We start from the raw sequence: 24,432 nt of genomic DNA, 5'->3' as shown, positions 1-24,432 counted from the left end.
CGGCTCGGTGTTCACTGGGCCGCCCTCGCGGCGACCGCGTCGCCAAGGTCCGCGGCGAGCACGTCGACCAGCGGGTCGGGGGCGCGCAGGAAGGCGTGGTGGTCTCCCGGCAGCACCGTGCGCGCGCACCGCCCCGCGGGGGCGCACTCCTCCCAGCCGGTCATGCGCTCCGGTGCGACCTCCTGGTCGTCGCGCCAGCCGAGGGGGCGGATGCGCGTGGGCAGCACGACCGGCTCGGGGGTGCGGTAGGCGCGGTTCGCCGCGAGGTCCGCGTTCATGACGCCCAGGCCCAGGTCGATCAGGTCCGGCACCGGCTCCGAGCCCATGACCCTGGTGAGGCGCTCCAGCTCGCCGCGCAGCCCCGTCTCGTCCATCGTGAGGTAGCGGCCGTAGGGGCCCTGGTGCGGGGCTACCTGGGAGGACATGAAGAGCACGTCGGGGACGGGCATGCCGAGCTCGGCAAGGCGGTGCGCCGTCGCGAAGGCCGCGAGGGCGCCGCCGCAGTGGCCGAAGAAGCCGAACGGCCGGTCGAGGTGGGGCAGCAGGGCCGGCGCCAGGTCGGCGGCAAGCGCCTCATAGGTGCCGAAGTGCTCTTCCCGCACCCGGTTCTCGCGACCCGGCAACTGGATGCGGCACACCTCGGCCGGTCCTACCCGGTCCGGCCACTTGTTGTACATCGAGGCGCCGGTCCCCGAGTACGGGAAGCAGAACAGCCGGGCGGAGGCGTCCGCCGCCGGGGTGCGCAGCAGCCATCGCTTCTTCTTCGGCGGTCTCTGCGGTGTGTATGGCTTCTGCGGTGTCTGCGGCTTCTGTGGTGTCTGCGCGGTCATGCGACGGCCTCCGGGCGCGGCAGGGGCGCGTGGGCAGCCAGGGCTTCGGCCGCGCCGTCGCGCAGGGCGGCGGTGACGGGAAGGGAGCTGATGCCCGCGACGAAGTTGGACTTCAGATGGCGGACCGGCCCCGCGGGCCGGAACTCGGCCACGAGCCGCACGATCTCCTGGAACATCACGCGCAGCGCGATGCGGGCCAGCGGCGCGCCGATGCAGTAGTGCGGTCCGAAGCCGAAGGCCACGTGCCGGTTCGGACTGCGGTCGACGGCGAAGCGGTACGGGTCGGGGAAGACAGCGGCGTCCCGGTTCGCCGAGCCCAGCCAGGCGACCACGGCGTCGCCGCGAGCGATCCGCACACCGTTCTGCTCGGTGTCCTTGACGGCGTACCGCATGAAGTGGTTGGCCGGCGAGGACCAGCGCAGCCCCTCCTCCACGGCGCTGGTCACCAGGGCCGGTTCGGCCAGGAGGCGACGGTACTGATCAGGGTGCTCCATGAGGGCAAGCACGGTCGCCGCCAGGGCGTGCGGGGTGGTGACGTTCGCACCCAGGAGCAGGCTGTAGCAGTTGTACACCAACTCGTCCTGGCGCAGCGGGCGGCCGTCGGGCCTCATCCGGAGCAGGAATCCGGTGAGGTCGTCGCCGGGCGCGGCGGAGACCGTGCGCACCCGCCGGGCGAAGTACTCGAACAGCTCGTGGTGGGCGGAGAGCAGCGTCGTGTGTCCCCCGCCCGCCTCGAACGCCGGGTCCTCCGGGGCGACGGCCATCGTGGTCAGGTGGGCGAGCCGGGCCCAGTCGTCCTCCGGCAGGCCCATCAGCGCCCCGGTGAAGGCCATCGGGAAGGCCGTGCCGGCCTGCGCCAGGTCCAGCGGTCCTTCGGCGAGCGGCGCGAGCAGCCGCAGCACCACCTCGCGGATGCGTGGCTCCCAGTGCGCGAGGGCGCGGGCCGACAGCGCCTTGCCCATCGGCTCGCGCAGCGCGGTGTGCACGGGCGGGTCACTGGCCGCCATCATCAGGCCGCCGGCCGGGTCGGAGGAGCCCAGGATGGACAGCAGCGTGCCGCGCTGTGAGGTGTACCGGGTGTGGTCGCGCAGCACGTCGTTGACGTCGCGATAGGAGGTCACCGACCAGAAGGAGCGGCCGTCGGGCAGGGTCTGGCGGTGGACCGGTTCCCGCTCGCGCAGCGCGTGCCACAGGGTGTGCGGGTCGCCCGAGGCGTACAGCTCGGGGTCCGCGAGGTCGATGGTGTCGAGCGCGATGTCCGCAGTCGCCGCGGGGCTGCCGATCCTCATCGGACGCTCTCCCTCAACTCGGCGACCAGCTCGGCGAGTTCGGCCACCGTGGGGTTCTCGTAGAAGGACCTGGCGGTGACGAACACCCCCTGGACCTGACCGATCTCCCCGGTGATCGCGGCGGCGACGAGCGAGTGTCCGCCCACTTCGAAGAAGTCGTCGTCCACACCGACCTGGTCGATCCCAAGCAGGTCGCACCAGAGCTGCGCGAGCCACTGCTCCAGTTCGTTCTCGGGCAGGCGCAGCGGTACGTCCGTCTCGGGCCGGGCGCGTTCCCCGCGTGCCGCCAGGGCGCGCCGGTCGACCTTGCCGGTGCTGCCCAGCGGCAGGCTCTCCAGCTGGACGAAGGAGCCGGGCACCAGATGGGCGGGCAGCTTCTCGGCCAGGGCGCGCCGCAGGCCGGGAAGTTGCAGCGGCTGCTCCTGCTTCCCCGTCACATACGCGACCAGAGCGCGCTCTCCGGTGGGCCCGGTACGGGCGACGACCGCGCTGTCCCCGACGCCGGGCAGCTCGCGCAGCGCCGCCTCCACCTCGCCGGGTTCCACTCTGAATCCGCGGATCTTCACCTGGTCGTCCACGCGCCCGTGGAATTCCAGGACCCCGTCCGGCCGCCGCAGGGCCAGGTCGCCGGTGCGGTACAGGCGGGCGCCCGGCGTACCCGAGAACGGGTCGGGGACGAACCGCTCGGCGGTGGCCACCGGAAGGCCCCAGTAGCCGTGGGCGACACCCCTGCCGCCCGCGTACAGCTCCCCCACGGTTCCGTCGGCCACGGGGCGCAGCCGTTCGTCGAGCAGATGTGCCTGGGTGCCGGGGATCGGGCGCCCGATGGGCACCTGGTGGGCGGAGACCGGTTCCGCCATGGCGTGGCAGCACGTGAACGTGGTGTTCTCCGTCGGGCCGTAGCCATTCACCAGCGTCAGTCCGGGGAAGGCCGCGAGCATCGCGTCGACGTGCCGGGGCGAGAGGACGTCGCCGCCCGCGAGCAGCCTGCGCACTCCCGCGAGGCGCGGGTCGGGCCTCTCCGCGACCAGGTGGAACAGGCCTGCGGTGAGCCACATCGCGGTCACCCCTTCCGCCTCGACGACCTCGGCGAGCCGTTCCGGGGTCACCTCACCGGCCGGGAACACCGCGAGGCGCGCACCGTTCAGGAGGGGCGCCCACAGCTCCAGCGTCGAGGCGTCGAACGCGGCCGGTGCCAGGTGGAGCACCACGTCCCCTGGCCCGACCGGCAGCACGTCGCTGTCCTGGACCAGGCGCAGTACCGCACCGTGCGGCACCAGCACGCCTTTGGGCTCGCCGGTGGTGCCGGAGGTGTAGGCAAGGTAGGCCGCGTCCTGGTCGCCGCCCGGCGGGACGGCCGCGGGGGCGGTGCCGGCCGGCGCGTCTGCGGGGTGGAGGGAGTCCAGGTACACCGGCTTGGCCTCGGCGAGCAGTTCGGCGGGCACTTCTGGACGGGTGACCAGCAGTCCGGCGCCGCAGTCGCGCAGCAGCGACGCCGACCGTACGGCGGGCTCGCCCGGGTTCAGCGCCACGTAGAAGCCGCCGGTCTTCAGCACCGCGAGCAGGGCGATGACCAGGTGCGGTGAGCGTTCGATGCGGACGCCCACCGGGCGGCCCGGCCCGGCGCCGAGATCGCGCAGCCGGGCAGCCACCGCGTCGGCCGCGGCGTCCACCTGCGCGTACGTCAGGACGGTGCCGTCGCAACTGAGGGCCGGGGCCTGCGGGGTCGCACGGGCCTGAGCCGTGAACTGGCCGTGCACGGTGGCCCGGCTGTCGTCCCGGATCACGGAGCCCTGGTGCTGGTTCATGCCGTGTCCTTTCCTGGCGAGTTCGAGACGTGGGTGCCGGAGTCGACGAGCGCCGTCCAGGTGGCGGTCGCGCTCGCCAGGAGCTGCTCCGTGGCGTCGTACAGGGCGCTGTCGACCCGCAGCAGCCGCCCGCTGACGGCGCCGCGCCTGGCCACCACCACGCACGGCTCACCGGCTCGCGGCGCGCGCCGCACGACGGCAGTCATCCGGCTCAGGAGACGGGGGCGGGCCAGCGGGTCGTCGGCCCAGCCGCCGGGGCAGTCGAGCGCGCTCCACACGAGCTCGTCCGGGACGGGGAAGCCGTCGGCGATCCCCTCGGCGGCGGGAGTCCAGGGGGTGGCCACGGTGTCCGGCACGCCGTCCACCGGTCCTGGGGCCAGAGCGAGGCCGTCCTGGGCGGTGCGGCTGTGCCCGCACGCGAAGCAGGTGGGGAACGGGTGGCCCGCGTGCCCCTCGAAGCGGGCCGCGGCAGCGCGCGCGGCGGCCGGGTCCACGGAGGGCGGTGGATCGACGGGGGCATGGCCGGGCGCCACCGTGGCGATCAGCCGGGTGCCGTGGGTGACCGTGGACCGTCGCGGGCCGGGGGTGAAGGTCAGCGGCTCGTCCAGCGGGGTGGGCTCGGTCAGGGTCACGGTGACGGTGGCGCCCTGGTGGGGGGCCGCAAGGGCGGCGAACCGGCCGGAGACGTATCCGCCGTGCCCGGAGTCGGGCGGTCCGTTGTAGCGGGCCGGGATCCGGAGTTCGTGTCGCTCAGCCAACGCCGGCGCCTTCCCGTTGGGCGACGGCCTCGTCCACGACGGCGGCGAAGCGCGCCAGGGTCGGGGCGCGGAAGACCGCGCGGGCGGGCAGCCGCACACGGAATCCGGCCCGGACGCGGGCGATCAGCCGCATGGCCAGGAGCGACTGTCCGCCGAGGGTGTGGAAGTCGGAGTCGCGTCCCACGCGTTCGACCCCGAGCAGGTCCTGCCACATCTGGGCGATGGTCTGCTCGGTCTTGGTGCGCGGGGCGTCGTACGGCGGCTCGTCGGATGCGTCTCGCGGGTGGTGTGCGGCCTGCTGGGCCAGGGTGAGGCGGTCGATCTTTCCGCTGGTCAGCCGGGGCAGGGTCGGGTGCCGCCGGTAGCTTTCGGGGAGGGCGGCGGAGACCAGGCGCTGGGCGAGGAAGTCACGCAGGTCGGCGTCGTCGGGCGTCTTCTCGCCCGTCACCAGGTGCGCGGCGAGGCGGATGCCCCCGTGTTCGGGGTCCTCCACCGCGACCACGGCCGCCTGGCTGACGTCGGGGTGCAGCAGCAGGGCGTGTTCGACGTCGGAGGGCTCCACGCGGACCCCGCGGATCTTGACCTGGTGATCCACGCGGCCGAGGAACTCCAGTGCTCCGTCGGGCCGTTCGCGCACGAGGTCGCCGGTCCGGTAGAGCCGGCCGCCGGGGGCGCCGTACGGGTCGGGCACGAAGCGCTCGGCGGTCGCGGCGGCGGCCCCCGCATACCCCCAGGCCACGCTGGTACCGCCGATCAGCAGCTCACCGGCGGTACCGGCCGGGACCGGGGCACCGGCCTCGTCGGCGACCACGGCGTGCACCCCGTCGAGGGGGCGGCCGATGGGCATGGCGTCCAGTGCCTCGTCCCCGGGGGCGATCTCGTGGGTGAGGACGTCGATGCACGTCTCGGTGGGGCCGTACTGGTTGAAGATCCGGGCACCCGTCAGATCCAGGACCTGCCGGATCAGATCGCCGGGCAGCCGCTCGCCCGCGATCAGCAGATAGCGCAGCGAGGCCAGGGCCGCAGCTCCGCCTTCGGAGGTGAACTCGCGCAGCAGGGAGGGCACGGAGTGCATCACGGTGACCCGGTGGCGGTCGAACAGCGCCGCGAGTTCTTCGGGTTCGGCCTCAAGGCCGTCGGGGGCCACGAGCAGGGTGGCACCGAAGCACAGGGGCGCGAGCACCACCCAGAACGAGCAGTCGAAGACCAGGGATCCCCAGTGGGCGACGGTGTCGTCAGGGCCGATGGGGTAGCGGGTCTGCCCCCACAGGAAGCGGTTCTGCACGGCGCTGTGCGGCACCTGCACCGGCTTGGGCCGCCCCGAGGAGCCGGAGGTGTGCAGCACGTACGCGAGGTCCGTCGGATCCGGACCGGGCGGCAGCGCCACATCCGGGGCCCCGTCCACGGCCAGCAGGCCGTCCAGGCGCAGCGCGTCGGGGAAGAGCTCCGCCCCGTCGGCGTCGGCGAGGACGACGGCGGGCGCGAGCCGCGTCACGTTCTCGCGTACGGCCGTGGCGGCCTGGCGCACGTCGAAGGGCGCCACGGCGGCTCCGGAGGCGAGGGTGCCGACCAGAGCGAGGACCTGCTCCGTGGACCGCACGGAGCACAGGGCCACGGTGTCTCCCGGCCCGATCCCCTTGTCGCGCAGGACGTGCGCGACCCGGACAGCGATCGCCACCAATTCCGCATAAGTGAAGTGGCGCATTCCGTCGGTGAGGGCCACCGCGTCGGGACGGCGCACCCGTGTCTCAGATATCAGGTCCCATACTGTCGTCTCTTTTTGGGCAAGGGCATGCGAACGCTGCACAGTCACCATGAACCCCCGTTTCGGGAACTGCGGCGAAAAGGAGAAGAAGGGGTGGGTCAGGTCGCCGGTACGTCAGATGTACTGGACTCGGCTGATTCTGCGGAGTTCTCCGCGGCGCTCTCGTTCTGATCCGCATTCGGCGCGTGCAGATTGCGTACGGCCGGCAGCATGAGCACCACGGAATTAGCAAGGACCTGCCAGCCGACGCCGATGGCCAGGATCAGGCCGATGCTGGTCTGTTCCGCCAGCGGACCGGCGAGGGCGAGCCCGACCGGCCCGACGGAATAGGCTCCGAAGGTCACGTACGACATCACCCGGGACAGGCTGTCCGCGGGCACGTGCTGCTGGATCGTCGTCATCCAGAGGCTGTTGAACACCGCGCTCGACACGCCGGCCGCGAGGGCCGCGGCGCACACCGTCCACAGCGGGGCGCGGACGGCGAGGGCCGCTGAGGGAGCCGCCCACAGGAAGGTGATCAGTGTGGTCACGACCAGCGGGCGCGAGGGCCGTCGGCCGAGCAGCAGCAGACCGCCGAGCAGCGAGCCGCCGCCGAAGGTGCCGACGATCAGCCCCCAGGCCTCGGACCCGCCGTAGCTGCGGCCCGCCGAGACGGGGCCGAGGACCAAGTAGGGCGCCCACACCAGCAGGTTGAACAGAGTGAACTGGAGGGTGACGGTCCACAACCACGTGTGGGCCGAGAAGGCCCGCCATCCGGCCCGCAGTTCGGCCACCATGGAGCTGCCGCCGGAGTCGGGAGCCTGGTTGCCGGCCCGCAGCATGAGCAGGGCGCCGACGCTCACCACATAGCTCAGCGCGTCCACCAGCAGAACCGTGGCCGCCGAGGTGACCGCGACCAGGACGCCCGCGAGCGCCGGACCGCCCACGCTCGCGGCCGACTGGGCCATCCCCAGCAGGGAGTTGGCCTCCGGCAGCCGGTCCTTCGGGGCGAGTTGCGGCACCATACCGTCGAACGAGGGACGGAACAGGGCCTCGCCGACCCCACCGCAGGCGGCGAGGGTGAGCACTACCCACAGGGGCACGGGCCCGATCAGCAACAGCACGGCCAGGGCACCCTGGCTGAGGGCGCGCACGGAGTCGGCCACCAGCATCACCAGGCGCCGCGGCAGCCGGTCGCCGAGCACCCCGCCGCCGAGGAGCAGCAGCACCATCGGCACGATGCGCGCGGCGAGGACCAGACTCAGGTCGGTGGGTGATCCGTCGTTGTGCAGGACCGCGAACGCCAGCGCCACGGATGCCATCGACGTACCGAGGTTGGACGTGACGTAGCCGACGAAGAAGACGGAGAAATCACGGTCCCGAAATACCGCGAACCGTTCTCGAGACCCCATCAATGGCCGGTCCTGGCCGCTATGGGAAAGGAACCCTGTGGGGTGACTGCTCGCACTGACACGAAAGCCTTTCGTGTGGCGGACAACTTGCGGCCCGAACGGCCTTGTGATGGACAACTTTTGGCTTGAACGACCGGAGCCTACGTATCGTCGACGACCGACGTCAACCAAAAACATCCCTGTTCGTAGCAGCAGATGGGACACAGGGTTGCCGCCTGTGAGCTGCGCTACACGGCGATAGCGATGGCCGAAGAGCACACAGCGGGGCACGCCGGCTGCGCGCACCTGGCGCCTGCCTCCACGCCACGGGCGCGGATGGGCAGCCGGGCCGACGGCCGTTCGGCCCGCCCTGGGTCAACTCACGCTTCACCGGAGACCGAACCGGCGATCTGGGGGGTGGTCACCACCGGATGCGTGAGGCAAGATCTGCGGGCATGGCGAACCCCATAGCTGTGGTGACGGGTGCCAGTAGCGGGATCGGGCTTGCTTCCGCCCGCCGCCTGGCCTCCGACGGATTCGACGTCGTCGTCGCGGCACGTCGCTTCGACAGGCTCGAAACCCTGGCGAAGGAGATCGGAGGGCGAGCGATCCGGCTGGACGTCACCGACGCCCGGTCGGTCGCGGAGCTGGCCGAGTCGGTGTCCGAGTGCAAGGTCCTCGTGAACAACGCGGGATGCTCCCTGGGGGTGGACCGGATCGCGGACCTCGATCCGGAGGCCTGTCTGCGCATGTACGAGATCAATGTCCTGGGCACGATCCGCGTCACGCAGAAGCTGCTGCCCGCGCTGCGGGCGAGCGGTGACGCGAGGATCGTGGTGATCACCTCGCTGACCGGGTACCAGACCTATCCCGGTGCCGCGGGCTACGCGTCGGCGAAGTACGGTCAGGTGGCGGTCGCCGACACCCTGCGCAAGGAGATGCAGGGAACGCCCGTCCAGGTGATCGAGATCGCCCCCGGCCTGGTGCGCACCGAGTTCAACCTCGTGCGATTCGGCGGCGACGAGAAGAAGGCCGAAGAGGCGTACGGAGAGATCCAACCGTTGAGCGCCGATGACGTCGCCGACTGCGTGAGCTGGGCGGTGGCCAAACCGGCGGGCGTCAATGTGGAGTTGATCAAGGTGTTGCCCAACTTCTGAGCACACGTGGCGTGTTCCCCGCATGCGGACGCGGCCGTCTGCCAGGGGCACCGCCGCGGAATGACACCGTGCCCAGCCGAGGGCAGGCCCACGGGCAGGCGGGTTGTCGGCATGTCCTGGCGTGACACCGGTGGTACGCCCGCGTTGCGGCGATCATCGTTGAGGTGCGCCGGATGGGGTGACCTCGCGGGCGACGAGGTGTTCGGGATGCCCCTGTTCCCGCGGGCGGTGAGCGCGTACGCCGAGGTCGTGCCGGCGCCGGCGTTACACCTGGCACACAAGCCCGCGTCGCACTCGCACGTCGAGGCGGCGGCGCTGCCGGTCGTCGGGCTGACGGCATGGCAGGGCCTCGTCGACCTCGGCGGCGTGAGCGAAGGCGACCGCGTCCTGGTCCACGGCGGCGGTGGCGGGGTCGGCCACGTCGCGATCCAGATCGCGAAAGCGTTCGGCGCGCACGTGATCGCGACCCCGAGCGGGAGCAAGCGGGAGTGCGTCGAGGGGGTCGGGGCCGACGAGGTGATCGACTACAAGGCCGTCGACTTCACCGACGCGGTCCGCGACATCGACGTCGCGCTCGACACGATCGGCGGCGACGCCGCCGAGCGGTCGCTCGAAGTGCTCCGCCCGGGCGGCCACTTCATGACGGCGATCGCCGAAACGCGGAGCTCATCGCCACGTACGAGGCGGCCGGCATGCGCTTCAGCGGCATCGCCGTCGACCCCGGCCGGGTCGCCCTGCGAGGTCTCGCCGAACTTGTCGAACAGGGCAGGCTCCCCGAGAAGACCGACCAGCGAAGGAACCGGCTGAGGCGCGGTGGCCACGGCGGCCGACCGCCAGGGTTAGACCGGCGAACCTACCGGCGGCGCAACACGAGCGAACGCTGCTTCAACCGAGGCACGGTGAGCAGCTTGCCGAACTGCCGCGGGCTCAGCCCGGTGCACGGGGCTGTCCAGGACGGCTCCGACGCTGGGATCACACCAGCCACGGACAGATCATCTCTCAGCAAGATCACCGAGAGGGTGATGTCAGTCGCCCAGCAGCTCGTCGAGTCGCTGCACGGACGTCGGAGTCTCCATCTCGCTGGCCAGCGCCACCAGTCGAGCGTGGAACTGCCGGGTGAGGGGCAGGGCGTCCTCATAGATCCACGAGCACATCGTGTCGAACGCCAACGCCTCCTCGCCGTGCGAGAGCAGGTCGCGCACATCCGTGATGACAGCCTCCGAGGCCAGCGGGGAATCCCCCAGAAGCGCAGCCACCCGCGCTCGATACGACAGACTCACGCGCTGCCCCTCAGCAAGAGCTAAAACGGATCGACGACGCCCCACATCCTCGCCGCGCGCTTGAGGACTGTCGACTCGTCCGACACTTGCGGGACAGCGTTTACGCAGGACTACGCGGCAGTGGCGGGAAGTAGTGTGCGAGAAGAGCTACGGATGCCCCCGTGGACCAGCCGCCCTCGCCTTCTTGGACCGCCCGGCTACCGGGGTTCCATGCGCCCAGACTCCCCGCCCCGGCACAGACCCACCGCAGCGTGGGCCACTGCGGCGACACCCAGTACTGGGAGGACTTGCCATGACCGGCACAGCTGGGGCGGCACCTGCCGCTCGGCCGCACCCACCGTCAGGCCCCGCAAGGGCCGTCGGGAGCGGAGCCGGAACACGGCTCGCGGCAACAGTGCTCAGGTGTCAGAAGTACCGGGTGAACGGCGTGGCGTCCACGGCGAGCATGCCTGTGAACGGACGGTCGAGCTCGTGGATCAGCAGCACCATGAAGGTGATGAGCGCGGAAAGGCCCATCACCATCACCACATGGGTGTAGCTCCGCTCCACGCCGAACATGAACATGAACGCCACGGTGAGTACGCCGCCCATGATCAGCCCCACCCACAGCGCCGGCGCCAGTCCGCCGTCCGCATCGCTCTCCCGGCCGCGCCGCGCGTCGTCCAACGTGCCGAGCTGGGCCAGGACCTCCTGAGCCGTCATATGCTGCGACGGCGTGGCGTCGGCGGCCGTCCTGCTGGCGTGGCGCAGCGCCGACAGCAGGTCCCAGCCACGCTGTCCGAGCGGATCGCCCGCCGCCATCGCCGGAAACTCGACGTCCACCACATGGCTGACGTACGCCTCGATGCCGGAGCGCACTTCCCGTGCCTGCCGCTGGGGCAGGCCGTCGGAGAGGAGGCGCACCTGGTGCGCGGCGCTCGCCTCGGTCTGCGTGTGTTCGTCGGCTGCGGAACGGGTGTCCCACACCGACACCAGAGCGAGCCCGAGCACGAGCGCGTAGAGCACGCCCACCATCATCGAGATGTACTCGGCCACGTCCTCGCGCGGTTCGTCGTCCGGATCGGGCGGCCAGAAGCGGTGCTTGACCACCACGCACGCCGCAGCCAGCAGGGATACACCGATGATGATGGCGAGGGTTTCGAGCATCGGGGCCGGGCTCCTGTCGAGTGCGTGGATCGCGGCGGCTCGGCTAACCCCGACGGGACCCGAGCACGGCGGCCGCGACGGCAGCGGGGATCAGCACGAGGAAGAGGGCGGTCAGGAGTCCGAGTCCGGTGGGCCCCTCCCCGGCGCGGTAGAAGCGGCCCAGTGCGTCGCCTCGCGGCCGTGCCGCAGGGGGCACAGCGGCTCCCCCCGTGTCCGCGCCGGCGACGGCCGCGCCTGCCACTGCCCCGCCAGGAGGTTCTGCGGGGGCATCGGCTTCCCCGGCGGCCTCGGCGGCGCCTGGGCCGTCACCGGGTGCCGCGACACCGGGCGGGGGGACGGGCGGCCCCACCTCCCCCGGCAGCAGCGGCACCGGCAGCGCCTCGGGAGGCACCGGGCCCATGGCGGGAAGCGGTCCCGCAGCCGGTGGAGGCCCGGCGGGCGGCGGAGCCGGGACCGGAGGTCCGGCCGGACCTCCGCCGGGCCGCCGGGGCTCCGACGGCTTGGGCGGCTTGGGCGGCTTGGGCGTCACCGCCGGCCGGGGGATCTCGAAGCGCCGCAGCGCACGCGCGGTGAGTCTCGGTGGCGGCACCGTTCCGCCCGACCGGCCGATCGTGCGTACCCTGTCGCTGCCCTCGGCGACCCCGGCGCTGGTGTACGCGCCCGGAGCCCGGCGCACCACGGTGCGGCACTCGGCGGACCGCCCCGGCTGGAGCGTGGGGACGACCGGCTGCCCACCCCCGCAGTCGATGCGCGCGCCGGTGAGCGGCGGGTCGCCGAGCCGAATGGCGTGCACCGTGCGGTTTCCCGTGTTCCGCACCCGGTACGTGACAGTCGCCTGCCGGTCCCTGACCATCACCCCCTCCGACAGCGCGAGACCGCCCCCGACACCCGCGTACCCGGACCGCGCCCGGGCCACCGATCGGGCACGCAGGTAGGGGATGTTCCCGGTCGCCACGACCTGGCCGGTCCACACGCCGGCGCGCGCCGCTGTGCGGGCCGTGCAGTGGGTGGAGCTGAGTCCGCGCAGCATCCGCACCCGGTCACCGCCGCCCTGGCAGCGGATCGCGACGCCCGGCAGGCCCGGGTCGGTCACCCGGACCTGGTACAGGTCCGCTCCGCCCCGGTTGATGAGGCGGTATGTCTTGACCACCGGGTCGCCCACCCGGATGCCCGGCCGCAGGGCGCCGACCTCGGGGTGGGAGTTCACGGTCACCCGCAGCGCCAGTCCGTTCGTGCTCGCGCCGTCGGACACGGCCGGGCCCGCCGGAGCCGCGCCGATCATCACGGCCGGAACGGAAGAGGCCAGCACGAACAGGACACGCCACTGCGTGCGTGGCCGTCGGCGCTCCGCTCGACTGTCGATGATCACACCGGCATCCTCCTGGCCGGTGGCGCCTCGCGAGCCGGACGGCACGCCGGAGCGCGCAGCCGGCCGCCGAAGATCCCCCGACTGCCACGGGTGGTGCGCCTGTCCCCTGCCGACCGGGGTCACCACGCCCGCGCGCGCCGCCATCCGCCGATGGCTCGGCAGCCCTCCGGCCGGACCTCACGGCTGATGGGCCTCCAGCACCTTCACGACTGCCTGGGTGCGGTCCGTGACGTCGAGCTTCAGGAAGGCGGCGCGCAGATGGTTCTTCACCGTCGGCTCCGAAATGCTGAGATCGCAGGCGATACGACGGTTGGACAGTCCCTGTGCGAGGAGCTCCACCACTTCCCGCTCCCGCCGCGTGAGACGGGCGTCGTGCAGCACACGGGCCATGCCCTCGAACGGTCGCGTCGGACTGTCGTAGCCCTGCGTGCGGGAAGGCGGGCTCAGCGCGTTCGAGCCCAGCAGGACTTCCAGCCGCAGGAGCACCCCGGTGAGCTGACTCAGGCACTCCGTCGTCTCTTTCAACAGGGCGCGCGCCGCTCTGTCCTGTTCCTGACCGCAGTCAGGAGCGCATGCGCTGCCGCACGTGCTCACCCGTCCTCCTCCTCGCCACTGTTCGCACACCCCGTGGTCCGTCGGACTGACACGGGCCCGGGGGTCACGGCTGCGGGTCTCCGTCGAGCAGGGCGGCGACCTCCGTACGCAGGTCTCGCACGAGGTGCTCAGCGATATCTTGACTGAACCCGTGGCGGACCACGACCCGCAGTACTCCGATGTGTTCCAGGTCGGGGGGCAGGTTGTAGGCGGGGATGTGCCAGCCGTGACGGCGCATGCGATCGTGGATGTCGAAGACCGTCATCGCGTCCTCTCCCGGCCGGATCCGGATGCCGACCACCGGCAGATCAGTGCCATCGGTGATCACGTCAAGACCGGGGACCAGCGCGATCTCCTTCGCCAGGTAGCGGGCCACCTCGCGCGAGGTGTGCTGCACCGCGCGGTACCCCTCGAAGCCCAGCCGCAGGAAGTTGTAGTACTGCGCGACCACCGGGGCGCCGGAGCGGGAGAAGTTGAGCGTGAAGGTCGGCAGGCAACCGCCGAGCAGTTCACAGTCGAAGACCAGTTCCTCGGCGAGGTCGGCACGGTCCTCCCAGACGATCCAGCCGACTCCCGGGTAGACCAGCCCGAATTTGTGGCCAGAGGCGTTGATCGACCGTACGCGCGGCAACCGGAAGTCCCAGACCCGCTCGGGATCCAGGAACGGGGTGACGAAACCGCCGACGGCGGCGTCCACATGGATCGGGACGTCGAGGCCCTGATCGGCTTGCAGCCGGTCCAACTGGGCGGAGATCTCGGCGACGGGATCGTAGGTGCCCAGAGCGCTGGAACCCAGGATCGCGACCACGCCGATCGTGTTCTCGTCGCAGGCCGCGGCGACCGCGGCCGGGTCGATGTTGTAGCCGGGCTCGCTGATGGGGACGTAGCGCGGTTCGACGTCCCAGTAGCGGCAGAACTTCGGCCAGCAGGTGTGCACCGCGGTGGACATGACCAGGTTGGGCCGGTCGGTGGCCAGCCCGGCGGCCCGGCGGCGGTTGCGCCAGGCGAACTTCATCGCCAGGCCCGCGAGCATCGCCGCCTCACTGGAGCCGGCCGTCGAGCAGCCGACACCGACACCGTCCGGGTCGTTCCACAGGTTGGTGAGGATGTTGACGCAGCGCGTCTCGATGTCCGCGGTCTGCGGGTACTGGTCGTGGTCCATCAGGTTCCGGTCGAGGCACTCCGCGATCAGCTCTCTGGCCTGCGGTTCCATCCATGTGGTGCAGTACGTCGCCAGGTTGAGCCGGGCGTGGGACTCCAGGATCAGCTCGTCGCGGATCAGAGCGGTCGCGGCATCGGCCGTCATCGACGCGTCCGACAGCTGGAAGCGCGGCACTCCGCCGGGCGGCACGAGATCGCTGTACAGCGGGTTGACCGGCAGTACTTCCTCACGACGGTCGGAGTGAATGGGACGCAGCATGGATGGGTTCTCCTCACGCTGGTGGTGCAGTTCAGTTCGCGGTCTGCGGGGTGAGCCCCGCGCTCCCGTACGGAGCAGGGGGACGGGGCGGGATAGCGGCCGCCCGGCCGCTGTTCACAACTGCGCCAGCAGCGCCTCGAGTTGCCGCACGCGACTCTCTTCCAGCGGGAGCAGAGGGCGGCGCGGTTCCCCGACGTCGAGCCCCTGGAGGGCGAGCCCGGCCTTGACCGCCGTGGGCAGCCCGTTCGCCATGAGGAAGCGGAGCGGCGGCAGCAGCCGGTAGAACTGCTTGCGGGCGTCCGCGAGATCGCCCGCGCGCACGGTCTCGTAGAACGCCAGGATCTCGGCGGGGAACAGGCACGGGGCGGCCGTGCACCAGCCCGTCGCGCCCGCGGCGAACGCTTCGAGCGCCAGCGGATTGCTCCCGTTGAAGAACGGCAGGCGCCCGTCCGTCAGCTCGTGGAGCCGGTGCATGCGCTGCACGTCGCCCGAACTCTCCTTGACCATAGTCACGTTGTCGAACTCGGAGACGAGCCGGATCAGCAGGTCGGGCGACATGTCGATGCCGCTCGTCGCCGGGTTGTTGTAGACCATGACCGGAAGAGCGATCGCTTCGGCGACCGCACCGTAGTGGCTGACGATCTCCCGCTCCGAGAGCTTCCAGTACGAGACCGGCAACACCATCACGACGTCCGCACCGGCTCGCTCGGCGAACCGGGCACGCCGGACGGCGCCCTCCGTGGTGAGGTCGGAGATGCCCACCACGGTCGGCACCCGCCGCGCCACGGCCTCCAAGGACGCCTCCGCCACCTCGCACCACTCGGCATCGGACAGGTACGCACTCTCACCGGCGGACCCCAGCGGTGCGATGCCGTGCACGCCGGATGCGACCAGCCGGTCGATCAGAGCGCGCAGCGCGTCCGTGTCCACGGCGCCGTCGGACCGGCGGAACGGTGTGACCGGGTAGGCGATGACTCCCCCGATCGTCGGCCCTTCCATGTCACACCCCTCCCTCGATGGGGATCGTGTGCCGGTCCGTGGCCCCGGAGACGTCCGGCGGAGCCGCGTCGATGCAGTCGTCGTGCCCATGGCGCAGCGCCCGGCGCGCGTAGTACGCGAAGGCGGCCTGATGGCGTTTGGGGGTGGAGACCCAGTCGTGCGCCTCCACGGCCAGCAGTTCGTCCACCGGCTTGATGTCGCCCGCAGCCATCGCGAGCAACTGCAGCCTGGCCGCGCGTTCGAACAGTACGGCGAGCACGCACGCTTCCTCGACGGAGGCGCATGCCACCAGTTGGCCGTGGTGGGCGAGCATGAGCGCCTTCTTGTCGCCCAGGGCCCCGGCTATCAGTTCGCCCTCTTCGTTTCCGACTGGAATTCCCGGCCATTTCGGCAGGAATGCACAGTCCTCGTAGAGGGGGCAGGTGTCCATGTGGGAGAGGGCCAGCGGAATCTCCAGCATGGAGAGGGCCGATACGTACGGTGGATGGGTGTGAATGATGCAGTTCACGTCCGGACGGGCCCGGTAGACCCAGCTGTGAAAGCGGTTGGCCGGATTCGCCATCCCGCCGCCTTCGAGCACGTTGAGGTCCTCGTCGACCTTGAGGAGATTCCACTCGGTTATCTCGTCGAAGCCGAGCCCGAGGCGCTGGGTGTAGTACGTCCCCGGTTCCTCCGCGCGCGTGGTGATCTGCCCGGACAACCCGGAGTCGTGCCCCATATGGAAAAGAATCCGGCAGGTCAGAGCAAGTTTCTGAAGTTTCGTCCAGGTATTGTCGGCGATCGCGGACTGCATGCGCTCCTGAGCCAACCGCACCAGATCCGACTTGCGGGCCTCGAAGGATTCGCCCATGGCCGTGTCTCCTCTGACTTTCACAGGACTCCCTTCGCGATCCTCAGCCAGAAAGCCCGCGCATGCCACCCGGCGACGACCTTCGATCCTTTGGTACTAGGCAATTCGTGCCAGATTGCCGGACGCTCCGGCGGGTTATGTTCCAGGCGCGGGGCAGTACCGGTGGAAATCCGCCCGAGGAGTGGCATCATGTCCGCGCTGACCGACAGCATCACGGTGGACCGCCTGGAGGCGGACCCCTATCCGATCTACGAGCGGTTGCGCGCCGAGGAGCCGGTGGCGTGGGTGCCCGCCGTGGGCGCCTGGCTCGTCACCCGCTGGAGCGATGTGCGTCACGTGCTGACGAGTCCGGAGTCGTTCACCACCACCAACGACGTCTCCCCGCTGTCCACGTACTGCGGGGCGGAGAACGTCCTGAACCAGGAGGGCGACCGGCATGCCGCGATCCGCGCGTCGGTCGACGACCGGTTCCGCCGGGAGACGGCCCCCGCGGTCGCCGCCCATGCCCGCTCCCTCGCCGCTCGGCGGCTCCAGGACCTCGCCCACCACGATCACGCCGATCTGATGGCCGAATACTTCGAACCGGTCTCCGTGGCCACCTCGATGTGGCTCCTCGGCCTCGACGACGTCGACGGCATCGACACGGCCGGCCTCACGCGCTGGTCGTCGAACCTGACCGCGGCGCTGTACAACCCGACCAAGGACACCGCGGCGCACCAGACCGGAGCGGCCGTATCGGCGGAGATGGAGCGGACTCTGACGCCGTATCTGACACGGTTGCTCACGCGGCCGGACGACTCGCCACTGTCGGCGCTGGTCCACGCCGGGCTCCCGGGGACCGACGCGTCAGGCAACGCGACGCAGGCGCTGGCGACACTCAGGATGATGACGAGCGCGGTACGGGAGCCGGGCTGGCTGGCAGGCAACACGCTGCACGCCCTGCTCACTCACCCGGAGCAGATGGACGCCCTGCGGGCCGACCTGGGACTGCTGGGCGCCGCGGTGCACGAGGGGATCCGCTGGGCCGCCCCGGTCGGAACCGTCGGCCGGCTCACGACAAGGCCCCTGGTCCTGGGAGGCCGGGACCTCCCCGCCGGCGCACCGGTGGCGCCCGGCATCGCCTCGGCCAACCGGGACGAGTCCGTCTTCCCCGACGCGGACCGGTTCGACCTTCGGCGCGCCCGCACCACCACCCCCTTGTCGCTCGGGTTCGGTCGGCACGAGTGTCTCGCCGCGTCCGTCGTCCCGGCCATCGTCGCGGGCGCGCTGCACGCACTACTGGAACGCTTCCCCCACCTGAGCCTGGCGCAGGAGTCACAGCCGTGCGGCTGGAAGTTCAGGAAGTTCGACGCGCTGCCGGTCGGCTGGCGCGACCGGTCCTCGGCCCGCCGTTGACGGCGGCGCCGCGCAGTAGCTCTCCCGCCACGTCCGCCCAGGTCAACGGACCCTCCCCCGAGGCTTCAACGCCACCGGCGGCAGCTCAGGCGCGGGCAGCGGGGCCCCGTCGTAGCCCTTCACCTCGCCGAAGCGGGTGCCCGTCATCCAGTCCGTGCGGGCCTGTTCGATGTCGGACTGGGTGCGGCCGATGAAGTTCCACCACATGATCAGTTCCTCCTCGAACGGCTCGCCGCCGAGGAGCATGAGGCTCGCGTCGGACGCGGCGCGTACGGGGAGTTCGGTGCGGCCGCAGCCCAGGTAGAGCATGGAGCCGGGGAGCAGGGGGACGCCGTCCACGTGGGCCTCGCCGGACATGGACAGGACGGCGTACTCGAAGTCGGGCTCCAGAGGGAGGCGGAGGTCGGCGCCCTGGGTGAGGGTCAGGTCCGCGCCGACGATCGGGGTGTACGTCGTACCGGGTGACGTGGTGCCGTCGAGGGAGCCGAGCAGGAGCTTCGCGCTCAGACCCGGTGCCGTGACGACCGGCAGGTCGGGGTGGTGCTCGAAGTGCGGCTCGGTGTGGCGGTGGGCGTCCGGCAGCGCCACCCAGAGCTGCGCGCCGTGCAGGAGGCGGGCGTGCGACTTGGGGCTCTCCTCGGAGTGGGAGATGGCCCGGCCCGACGTCATCAGACCCAGCTCGCGCGGGCGGACCGTCTGCAGGCTGCCCGTGCTGTCGCGGTGCAGGACCTCACCCTCGTGCAGCCACGACACGGTCTGCAGGCCCATGTGCGGGTGCGGCGGCACCTGCATGCCGGGCTCGTCGGCGATGTCGTCGGGGCCGTAGTGATCGACGAAGCACCAGGCGCCCACCATGCGCCGCCCCAGGTTCGGCAGGAGCCGTCGCACCTCGGTGGACTCGCCGAGCTGCACGCGTCGAGGGCTGAGGAGTTCCCGCACCGGTTCCGCGACGACGAACCCGCGGCCGCCGCACTGGGCCGGCACCGCCTCGCGATCAAGATTGCTCATGTCGCACAACCTAGCCCCGACGAGCCCGGCCCGTCAGCATCCGCCTTCGCGCCGCCAGGAGACGGTCCGGAGACTGTCCGGAGACGGAGCCTGTCCGGAGCCGTTCCGGAGCCGGATGCGTCCTCGGGCCCACGCCCCTGGGCCCATGCCCCGAGCCCACACCACGACGTAGTGGAATATTCAAATACCTGGCTTCGTTGTGGGCCGTCGAGGAGGCCACCACAGTGAACATCACCTACTACGACCACGGAACCGCCGCCGAGCGCTGGGAGCGGGCGGGGCAGTTCTTCGACGCCAAGGAGTACGCGACGGCGGCGCGCATCCTCGCCCCGCTGGCGGACGAGGTGCCCGAGCAGGTCGCCCCGCGGCTGCTGCTCGCCCGCGCCTACTACCACTCGGCCCAGCTGCGCCGCGCCGAGACCGAGCTGCGCGCGGTCCTGGAGCTCGACCCCGTGGAGAGCTACGCCCGGCTGATGCTCGGCCGCACCCTCGAACGGCAGGGCCGGGACGCGGAGGCCGTACCGCAGCTGCGGATGGCGGCCGCGCTGTCCGGTGAGCCGACCCCGTGAGCGGGCCGGGCCCCCGGCCCGGCCTCAGGGCTCGCCGAGCGTGAAGCCCACCACCGCCCCTCCCCCGGGCCTCGCCCCGGCGAAGACCGTGCCGCCGTGGGACCTCGCCACGTCGCGGACGATCGACAGGCCGAGGCCCGAGCCGGGGAGGCTGCGCGCGGCCGGGGCGCGGTAGAAGCGGTCGAAGACGCGCGCGAGGTCGGTGGCCGCGATGCCGGGCCCCCGGTCGCGGACCTCGACGCGGTCGGCAGAGACCTCCAGGTCGATGGGGGCGGTGCCGTCGCGGTCGAACTTGGCGGCGTTCTCCAGGAGGTTGGTGATCGCGCCCTTGACCGCGGCGGGGCGGGCCCGGACGGGTGTGTCGTCCCGCGCGCGGACCGCGATCTCGCGGCCGGTGCGGCGGCGCGCCACCGCCGCGGCCTCTTCGGCGACGTCCGCGAGGACGAGGTCGACGGGCGGTTCGTCACCGTGGCGGCCCGCGGCGATGGCGACGAGTTCGTTGACGAGGTCGGTGAGTTCACGGGACTCGTCGGCCAGGTCGACGACCAGCTCCGCCCGCACGGACGGCTCCAGTTCGTCGATGCGGCGCAGCACCGCGATGTTCGTACGCAGTGAGGTGAGCGGCGTGCGCAGCTCGTGCCCCGCGTCCTGGACGAGCCGCCGCTGGTCGTCCTCGGCCTGCGCGAGGCGGCCCAGCATGCGGTCGAAGGAGCGGCCGAGCCGCCCCACCTCGTCGCTCCCGGCCACCGGCACCTGCCGGTCGACGCGGCCGGTCTGCGCCACGTCCTCGGCCGCGTGGGCGAGCCGCACCAGGCGCCGGGTGATCCGGCGGGCCAGCCACCAGCCCGCGAGGGCCGCGGCCAGGACCACGAGCGTGGCGAGCAGCAGCGTGCGCCGCTGGAGGCTGTGCAGCAGGTCCTCGGTGTCGCTGAACTCCCGCGCCACCTGGATGGCGCCGAGGCCGTCGCCGAGGGAGACGGTGACCAGCCAGTAGTCCCCGTGGGCGAGGTCGACGTCGCGGCGCGTCACCACGCCGGGCCGCTCCTTCGCGGCCGTCGCGCGCTCCTCGTCGCCCACCGGAAGGCGGCGTCTGCCGCGCTCGGTGACCCCGCCGCGGGGGCCGAGGACCTGGGCGTCGAAGCGGGTGGGCCGCAGCAGGTCGTCGCGGACGCCGTCGCCGTCGAGGTCTGTGGCGATGGAGACGTTCAGGCGGTGTCTGCGCACCTGCTCGCGCAGGTCCTCGACGACTTCGTTGAAGGCCGAGTGCTGGTCGCGGCGGATGAGGCGGGCCGCCGCGTCGTAGCTGAGGAAGCCCACGAGGAGGGTGACGACGACGGCGACCGCCGCGAACGAGGCGGCGAACCTCGTGCCGAGGCTCGTGCCGATCCGGGCGCCGGTCCTCATGACGCCCGCAGGACGTACCCGACGCCGCGCAGGGTGTGGATGAGCGGCGGCGCCCCGGGCGCGTCGAGCTTGCGGCGCAGGTAACCCACGTACACGGCGAGGTTCTTGGAGTTCGGCCCGAAGTCGTAGCCCCAGATGCGGTCGTAGATGGTGGCGTGGTCGAGGACGATGCCCTCGTTGCGGGCCAGCAGGTGCAGGAGGTCGAACTCGGTGCGGGTGAGTTCGACTTCGCGGGGTCCGCGCCAGGCGCGCCGGGCCCCGGGGTCGATGTGCAGGTCGCCCGCCCTGAGGACACCGTCGGGGCCGTCGCCGGCGGTTCCACCCGCCGCCACCGCTCCGTCCGCCCGGCGCAGCAGCGCGCGCAGCCGGGCGAAGACCTCGTCGACCTCGAAGGGCTTGGCCACGTAGTCGTCGGCGCCCGCGTCGAGTCCGGCGACGCGGGCGGCGGTCTCCACCCGGGCGGTGAGCATCAGGACGGGCGTCCTGCTGCCTTCGGCGCGCAGCACCCGGCACACCTGGAGACCGTCGATGCCGGGCATCATCACGTCCAGGACGAGCAGGTCGGGCGGTTGCCGGTGCGCGGCCGCGAGCGCCTGGACGCCGTCGGCGACGGCGGTGACGCGGTAGCCCTCCAGCGTCAGGGCGCGCTCGAGCGAGTTGCGGATGGCACGGTCGTCCTCGGCGAGCAGCACGGTGTGCGACGGACCGCCGGGAGTCGGCGTGTTGCGATACGGCTCGGTGTGCGGCATCCCGTTAGTCTGCCAACCGCCCCTGTTCCACCGGCCAAGGGCCGCGTTCTTACCGTCCTCTCACCGTGGCCGGAATCCCGGCTTACCCGGGCGCGGGAAGGTGGCTTGCGTTTCTGCCGCGTCATTTCGCCGCGCGTCCCGACGCACGCGCGGATCTGTCGAGCACCGCCGAGGGGAAAGCTCCGCATGAAGGCTCTGAAGGTCGTGTTCCTGCTGCACAACGTGTACGGCGTGGGGGGCACCATTCGCACCACCCTCAATCTCGCCTCCGCGTTGTCCGAGCGCCACGACGTCACCATCGTCTCGCTGATGCGCCACCGCGAGTGGCCGCGCTTCGAGGTCGACCCGCGCGTGCGGCTCGTACCGCTGGTGGACATCAGGGCCGGGAGCGCGGACACGCTGGACCCGGCGTTCGCCGAGCCCGCCGAGGTGTTCCCGTCGGCGGAGCGGCGCCACCACCAGTACACGCGCCTGCACGACGAGCGCGTCGCGGCGTACCTGCGGCGCTGCGACGCGGACGTGGTCGTCGGTACGCGGCCGGGGATCAATGTGTACCTCGCGCGGTTCGGCCCGCGCCGCGCGCTGCTGGTCGGCCAGGAGCACCTGCGGCACGACGCGCACAGCAAACGCCTTCGCGCCCAACTCGCCCGCCACTACCGCGACCTCGACGCCCTGGTGACCACCACGGAGGCGGACGCGGAGGTGTACCGCAGGCGGATGCCGCTGCCGGGGGTGCGGATCCTGAGCATCCCGAACATGGTGCCGAGGCCGCACGTCCTGCCGTCCGACGGCACCGCCAAGGTCGTCGCCGCCGCCGGGCGGCTCGTGCCGGGCAAGCGGTTCGACCTGCTGGTGGCGGCGTTCGCCACGGTCGCTGAGCGGCACCCCGACTGGCGCCTTCGGATCTACGGCGGCGGGCAGCAGAAGGAGCCGCTGGAGCGCGCGGTCGAGGAGCTCGGGCTGCGCGGGCACGTGGAGCTGATGGGGGTGCGCTCGCCGATCGAGCCGGAGTTCGCCCAGGCGTCCGTGGTCGCGTCGGCGTCCGACGCCGAGTCGTTCGGCATGACGCTTGTGGAGGCGATGCGGTGCGGCGTGCCGGTGGTGAGCACCGACTGTCCGCTCGGCCCCGCCGAGATCATCAGTGACGGCCACGACGGCCGTCTGGTGCCGACGGGCGACGAGGCCGCCCTGGCCAAGGCGCTGCTCGAACTCATCGAGGACGCGCCGCGGCGGCGCGCGATGGGCGCCGCCGCCCTGGAGAGCGCTCGGCGGTACGACCCGGAACCGATCGCGGCCCGGCACGAACTGCTCTTCGCCGAGCTGCGCTCCACACGTCGCAGACGGTCCTGGCGGCGGGTGGTGCCCGCGCGGGCGCGGCGTGCGCTGCGGCGGCTCCGCGCCCGGGGCGGGGGCTCCGCCGCGGTGCCCGCGCGGTCGGCGTCGGGCTCGGCGGGGCCGGACCGTACGCCGCGCGAGGCGCGGACGCCGGTCGCCACCAGCTCCAACTAAAGCGCATTAGTTCACGCCGTGCTCTAGCCGTGTCCCCCCTCCGTCGTCAGAATTGCGGCGGTCTCGATCAATGATCGTGACCGCCGCTGCCGGTGCGGCCGCTTTCGGCCCGGAGCCGTTAGCGGTACCGGGCCGATAACGGCTCCGGCCGGTAATGCGCAGGACACGGAGGAGAGTTCCGCATGAAAAGACGCTCGGTACTTCTCGGCGCGCTCGCACTCACGGCGGGCAGCGCCGCCACGGCGAACGCCGCCGCCACGAGCGCCGCGCCGCGCGCCGCGGCGGGCAAGCGCGTCGTCGTCTACTACCAGACGCAGTACACGAACGGCACGTACGTCTCGCCGCTCGGCCTGACCGCGCACCGCACCGGGGTGACCGACGTCATCGTCGCCGCGGTGCACCTCAACGACGTCAACGGCCCGTACAAGCCGGTGCATCTGAACGACGATCCGCCGAACGCGGCCAAGTTCGACCAGATGTGGCGGGACCTGAAGACCCTCCAGAGCCAGGGCGTGCACGTCCTCGGGATGGTCGGCGGGGCGGCGCCGGGCAGCTTCACGCGGCTCGACACGGAATTCGACACGTATTACCCGCTCCTTCGGGACTTCATACGCCAGTACGGCCTCGACGGCGTCGACCTCGACGTCGAGGAGCGGATGTCGCTCGCGGGCATCGAGCGCGTCATCGACGCCCTGCGCCGGGACTTCGGCCCCGGCTTCCTCATCACCCTGGCGCCGGTGGGCAGCGCCCTCAGCGGCGGCGGCAACCTCTCCGGCTTCGACTACGAGCGCCTGTACCGCGACCGGGGCCGCGACATCGCCTGGTTCAACGCCCAGTTCTACAACGGCTGGGGCAGCATGGCGTCGACGTCGAGCTACGACGCGGTCATGCGGCGCGGCATCGTACCGGCGTCGAAGGTCGTCGCGGGCACCCTCACCGACCCGTCCAACGGCGGCAGCGGCTATGTCGACACCCCCCGGCTGAAGTCCACCGTGCGCCGCCTGGTCGCCAAGTACCCGCAGATGGGCGGCGTGATGGGCTGGGAGTACTTCAACTCGCGGCCCGGCGGCACCGCGGCGCCGTGGCGGTGGGCGGCGGAGGTGTCATCGGCGCTGCGGGGCTGACCTGCCGCGCGGCGGGGCGCCGGAAAATCCGGCCGGGAA

At 71.8% G+C, this 24,432-nt stretch carries 21 protein-coding genes and 2 pseudogenes; 6 read left to right on the top strand and 17 right to left on the bottom strand.

The window, feature by feature from the left end:
* Nucleotides 1-11: 11 nt before the first annotated feature.
* Genes CP982_RS35895 through CP982_RS35870 form a run of 6 tightly spaced genes read right to left on the bottom strand, consistent with a single transcriptional unit; the run spans nucleotide 12 to nucleotide 7,841 of the window.
* The gene (locus CP982_RS35895; RefSeq protein WP_150514282.1) at nucleotides 12-830 is read right to left on the bottom strand and encodes a thioesterase II family protein; all 819 of its coding nucleotides are present in this window, start codon (nucleotides 828-830) and stop codon (nucleotides 12-14) included.
* On the bottom strand, nucleotides 827-2,119 hold the full coding sequence (locus CP982_RS35890; protein WP_150514281.1) for a cytochrome P450: 1,293 nt from the start codon (nucleotides 2,117-2,119) through the stop codon (nucleotides 827-829). The genes CP982_RS35895 and CP982_RS35890 overlap by 4 nt, the downstream gene beginning before the upstream one ends.
* Complete coding sequence (locus CP982_RS35885; protein WP_150514280.1) at nucleotides 2,116-3,927, bottom strand: non-ribosomal peptide synthetase; 1,812 nt, start codon at nucleotides 3,925-3,927, stop codon at nucleotides 2,116-2,118. The genes CP982_RS35890 and CP982_RS35885 overlap by 4 nt, the downstream gene beginning before the upstream one ends.
* A complete protein-coding gene (locus CP982_RS35880; RefSeq protein WP_150514279.1) occupies nucleotides 3,924-4,685 on the bottom strand; it encodes a hypothetical protein in 762 nt (253 codons plus the stop codon). Before CP982_RS35880 ends, CP982_RS35885 begins: the two co-directional genes overlap by 4 nt.
* Nucleotides 4,678-6,501, bottom strand: coding sequence for a non-ribosomal peptide synthetase (locus CP982_RS35875; protein WP_150514278.1), 1,824 nt, complete (start codon nucleotides 6,499-6,501; stop codon nucleotides 4,678-4,680). Before CP982_RS35875 ends, CP982_RS35880 begins: the two co-directional genes overlap by 8 nt.
* 47 nt (nucleotides 6,502-6,548) lie before the next feature.
* Complete coding sequence (locus CP982_RS35870) at nucleotides 6,549-7,841, bottom strand: MFS transporter (RefSeq protein WP_150514277.1); 1,293 nt, start codon at nucleotides 7,839-7,841, stop codon at nucleotides 6,549-6,551.
* Nucleotides 7,842-8,275: 434 nt separating this feature from the next.
* On the opposite strand from CP982_RS35870, the gene CP982_RS35865 reads away from it, so the two are divergent.
* Nucleotides 8,276-8,977, top strand: a complete 702-nt coding sequence (locus CP982_RS35865; RefSeq protein WP_150514276.1) for an SDR family oxidoreductase — start codon at nucleotides 8,276-8,278, stop codon at nucleotides 8,975-8,977.
* Nucleotides 8,978-9,121: 144 nt separating this feature from the next.
* Nucleotides 9,122-9,870: pseudogene (locus CP982_RS35860) on the top strand (NADP-dependent oxidoreductase); the annotation flags it as partial.
* Here CP982_RS35860 and CP982_RS35855 read toward each other — a convergent pair.
* The 8 genes and pseudogenes from CP982_RS35855 to CP982_RS35820 all read right to left on the bottom strand — a co-directional run.
* A pseudogene (locus CP982_RS35855) lies at nucleotides 9,834-9,962 on the bottom strand (IS5/IS1182 family transposase); the annotation flags it as partial. The pseudogenes CP982_RS35860 and CP982_RS35855 overlap by 37 nt on opposite strands.
* 40 nt (nucleotides 9,963-10,002) lie before the next feature.
* Nucleotides 10,003-10,233 carry a MafI family immunity protein gene (locus CP982_RS35850; RefSeq protein WP_229878993.1) on the bottom strand — a complete coding sequence of 77 codons (231 nt, stop codon included), beginning with the start codon at nucleotides 10,231-10,233 and terminating at the stop codon, nucleotides 10,003-10,005.
* Nucleotides 10,234-10,662: 429 nt separating this feature from the next.
* On the bottom strand, nucleotides 10,663-11,403 hold the full coding sequence (locus tag CP982_RS35845; protein ID WP_150514274.1) for a bestrophin-like domain: 741 nt from the start codon (nucleotides 11,401-11,403) through the stop codon (nucleotides 10,663-10,665).
* 43 nt (nucleotides 11,404-11,446) lie between these two features.
* Nucleotides 11,447-12,772 (bottom strand): hypothetical protein, encoded by a 1,326-nt coding sequence (locus CP982_RS35840; RefSeq protein WP_150514273.1) that lies wholly within the window; start codon nucleotides 12,770-12,772, stop codon nucleotides 11,447-11,449.
* 177 nt (nucleotides 12,773-12,949) lie between these two features.
* Complete coding sequence (locus tag CP982_RS43040; protein WP_280528648.1) at nucleotides 12,950-13,366, bottom strand: response regulator transcription factor; 417 nt, start codon at nucleotides 13,364-13,366, stop codon at nucleotides 12,950-12,952.
* Between the two features lie 64 nt (nucleotides 13,367-13,430).
* Nucleotides 13,431-14,786 carry a glutamate decarboxylase gene (gad, locus tag CP982_RS35830; protein WP_150514272.1) on the bottom strand — a complete coding sequence of 452 codons (1,356 nt, stop codon included), beginning with the start codon at nucleotides 14,784-14,786 and terminating at the stop codon, nucleotides 13,431-13,433.
* A 114-nt stretch (nucleotides 14,787-14,900) separates the two neighbouring features.
* Complete coding sequence (locus CP982_RS35825; protein ID WP_150514271.1) at nucleotides 14,901-15,785, bottom strand: dihydrodipicolinate synthase family protein; 885 nt, start codon at nucleotides 15,783-15,785, stop codon at nucleotides 14,901-14,903.
* Between the two features lies 1 nt (nucleotide 15,786).
* Complete coding sequence (locus tag CP982_RS35820) at nucleotides 15,787-16,635, bottom strand: aldolase (RefSeq protein ID WP_150514270.1); 849 nt, start codon at nucleotides 16,633-16,635, stop codon at nucleotides 15,787-15,789.
* A 189-nt stretch (nucleotides 16,636-16,824) separates the two neighbouring features.
* On the opposite strand from CP982_RS35820, the gene CP982_RS35815 reads away from it, so the two are divergent.
* On the top strand, nucleotides 16,825-18,030 hold the full coding sequence (locus CP982_RS35815) for a cytochrome P450 (protein ID WP_150514269.1): 1,206 nt from the start codon (nucleotides 16,825-16,827) through the stop codon (nucleotides 18,028-18,030).
* Nucleotides 18,031-18,072: 42 nt separating this feature from the next.
* On the opposite strand, the gene CP982_RS35810 is transcribed toward CP982_RS35815, so the two are convergent.
* Nucleotides 18,073-19,038: a pirin family protein gene (locus CP982_RS35810; protein WP_150514268.1), complete on the bottom strand. Its 966-nt coding sequence runs from the start codon at nucleotides 19,036-19,038 to the stop codon at nucleotides 18,073-18,075.
* A gap of 224 nt (nucleotides 19,039-19,262) precedes the next feature.
* On the opposite strand from CP982_RS35810, the gene CP982_RS35805 reads away from it, so the two are divergent.
* On the top strand, nucleotides 19,263-19,607 hold the full coding sequence (locus CP982_RS35805) for a tetratricopeptide repeat protein (RefSeq protein WP_144322186.1): 345 nt from the start codon (nucleotides 19,263-19,265) through the stop codon (nucleotides 19,605-19,607).
* A 24-nt stretch (nucleotides 19,608-19,631) separates the two neighbouring features.
* Here CP982_RS35805 and CP982_RS35800 read toward each other — a convergent pair whose 3' ends face one another.
* Both CP982_RS35800 and CP982_RS35795 read right to left on the bottom strand, forming a co-directional pair.
* Nucleotides 19,632-21,011: a sensor histidine kinase gene (locus tag CP982_RS35800; RefSeq protein WP_150514267.1), complete on the bottom strand. Its 1,380-nt coding sequence runs from the start codon at nucleotides 21,009-21,011 to the stop codon at nucleotides 19,632-19,634.
* Nucleotides 21,008-21,760 carry a response regulator transcription factor gene (locus CP982_RS35795; RefSeq protein ID WP_150514266.1) on the bottom strand — a complete coding sequence of 251 codons (753 nt, stop codon included), beginning with the start codon at nucleotides 21,758-21,760 and terminating at the stop codon, nucleotides 21,008-21,010. The genes CP982_RS35800 and CP982_RS35795 overlap by 4 nt, the downstream gene beginning before the upstream one ends.
* A 195-nt stretch (nucleotides 21,761-21,955) precedes the next feature.
* Between CP982_RS35795 and CP982_RS35790 the strand changes: the two genes are divergently transcribed.
* The gene (locus tag CP982_RS35790; protein ID WP_150515896.1) at nucleotides 21,956-23,269 is read left to right on the top strand and encodes a glycosyltransferase family 4 protein; all 1,314 of its coding nucleotides are present in this window, start codon (nucleotides 21,956-21,958) and stop codon (nucleotides 23,267-23,269) included.
* A 182-nt stretch (nucleotides 23,270-23,451) separates the two neighbouring features.
* A complete protein-coding gene (locus CP982_RS35785; RefSeq protein ID WP_150514265.1) occupies nucleotides 23,452-24,393 on the top strand; it encodes a glycosyl hydrolase family 18 protein in 942 nt (313 codons plus the stop codon).
* Nucleotides 24,394-24,432: the final 39 nt, after the last annotated feature.

This window comes from Streptomyces spectabilis (assembly GCF_008704795.1).
Taxonomy (GTDB): domain Bacteria; phylum Actinomycetota; class Actinomycetes; order Streptomycetales; family Streptomycetaceae; genus Streptomyces; species Streptomyces spectabilis.
This window is presented reverse-complemented; position numbering and strand designations above follow the sequence as displayed.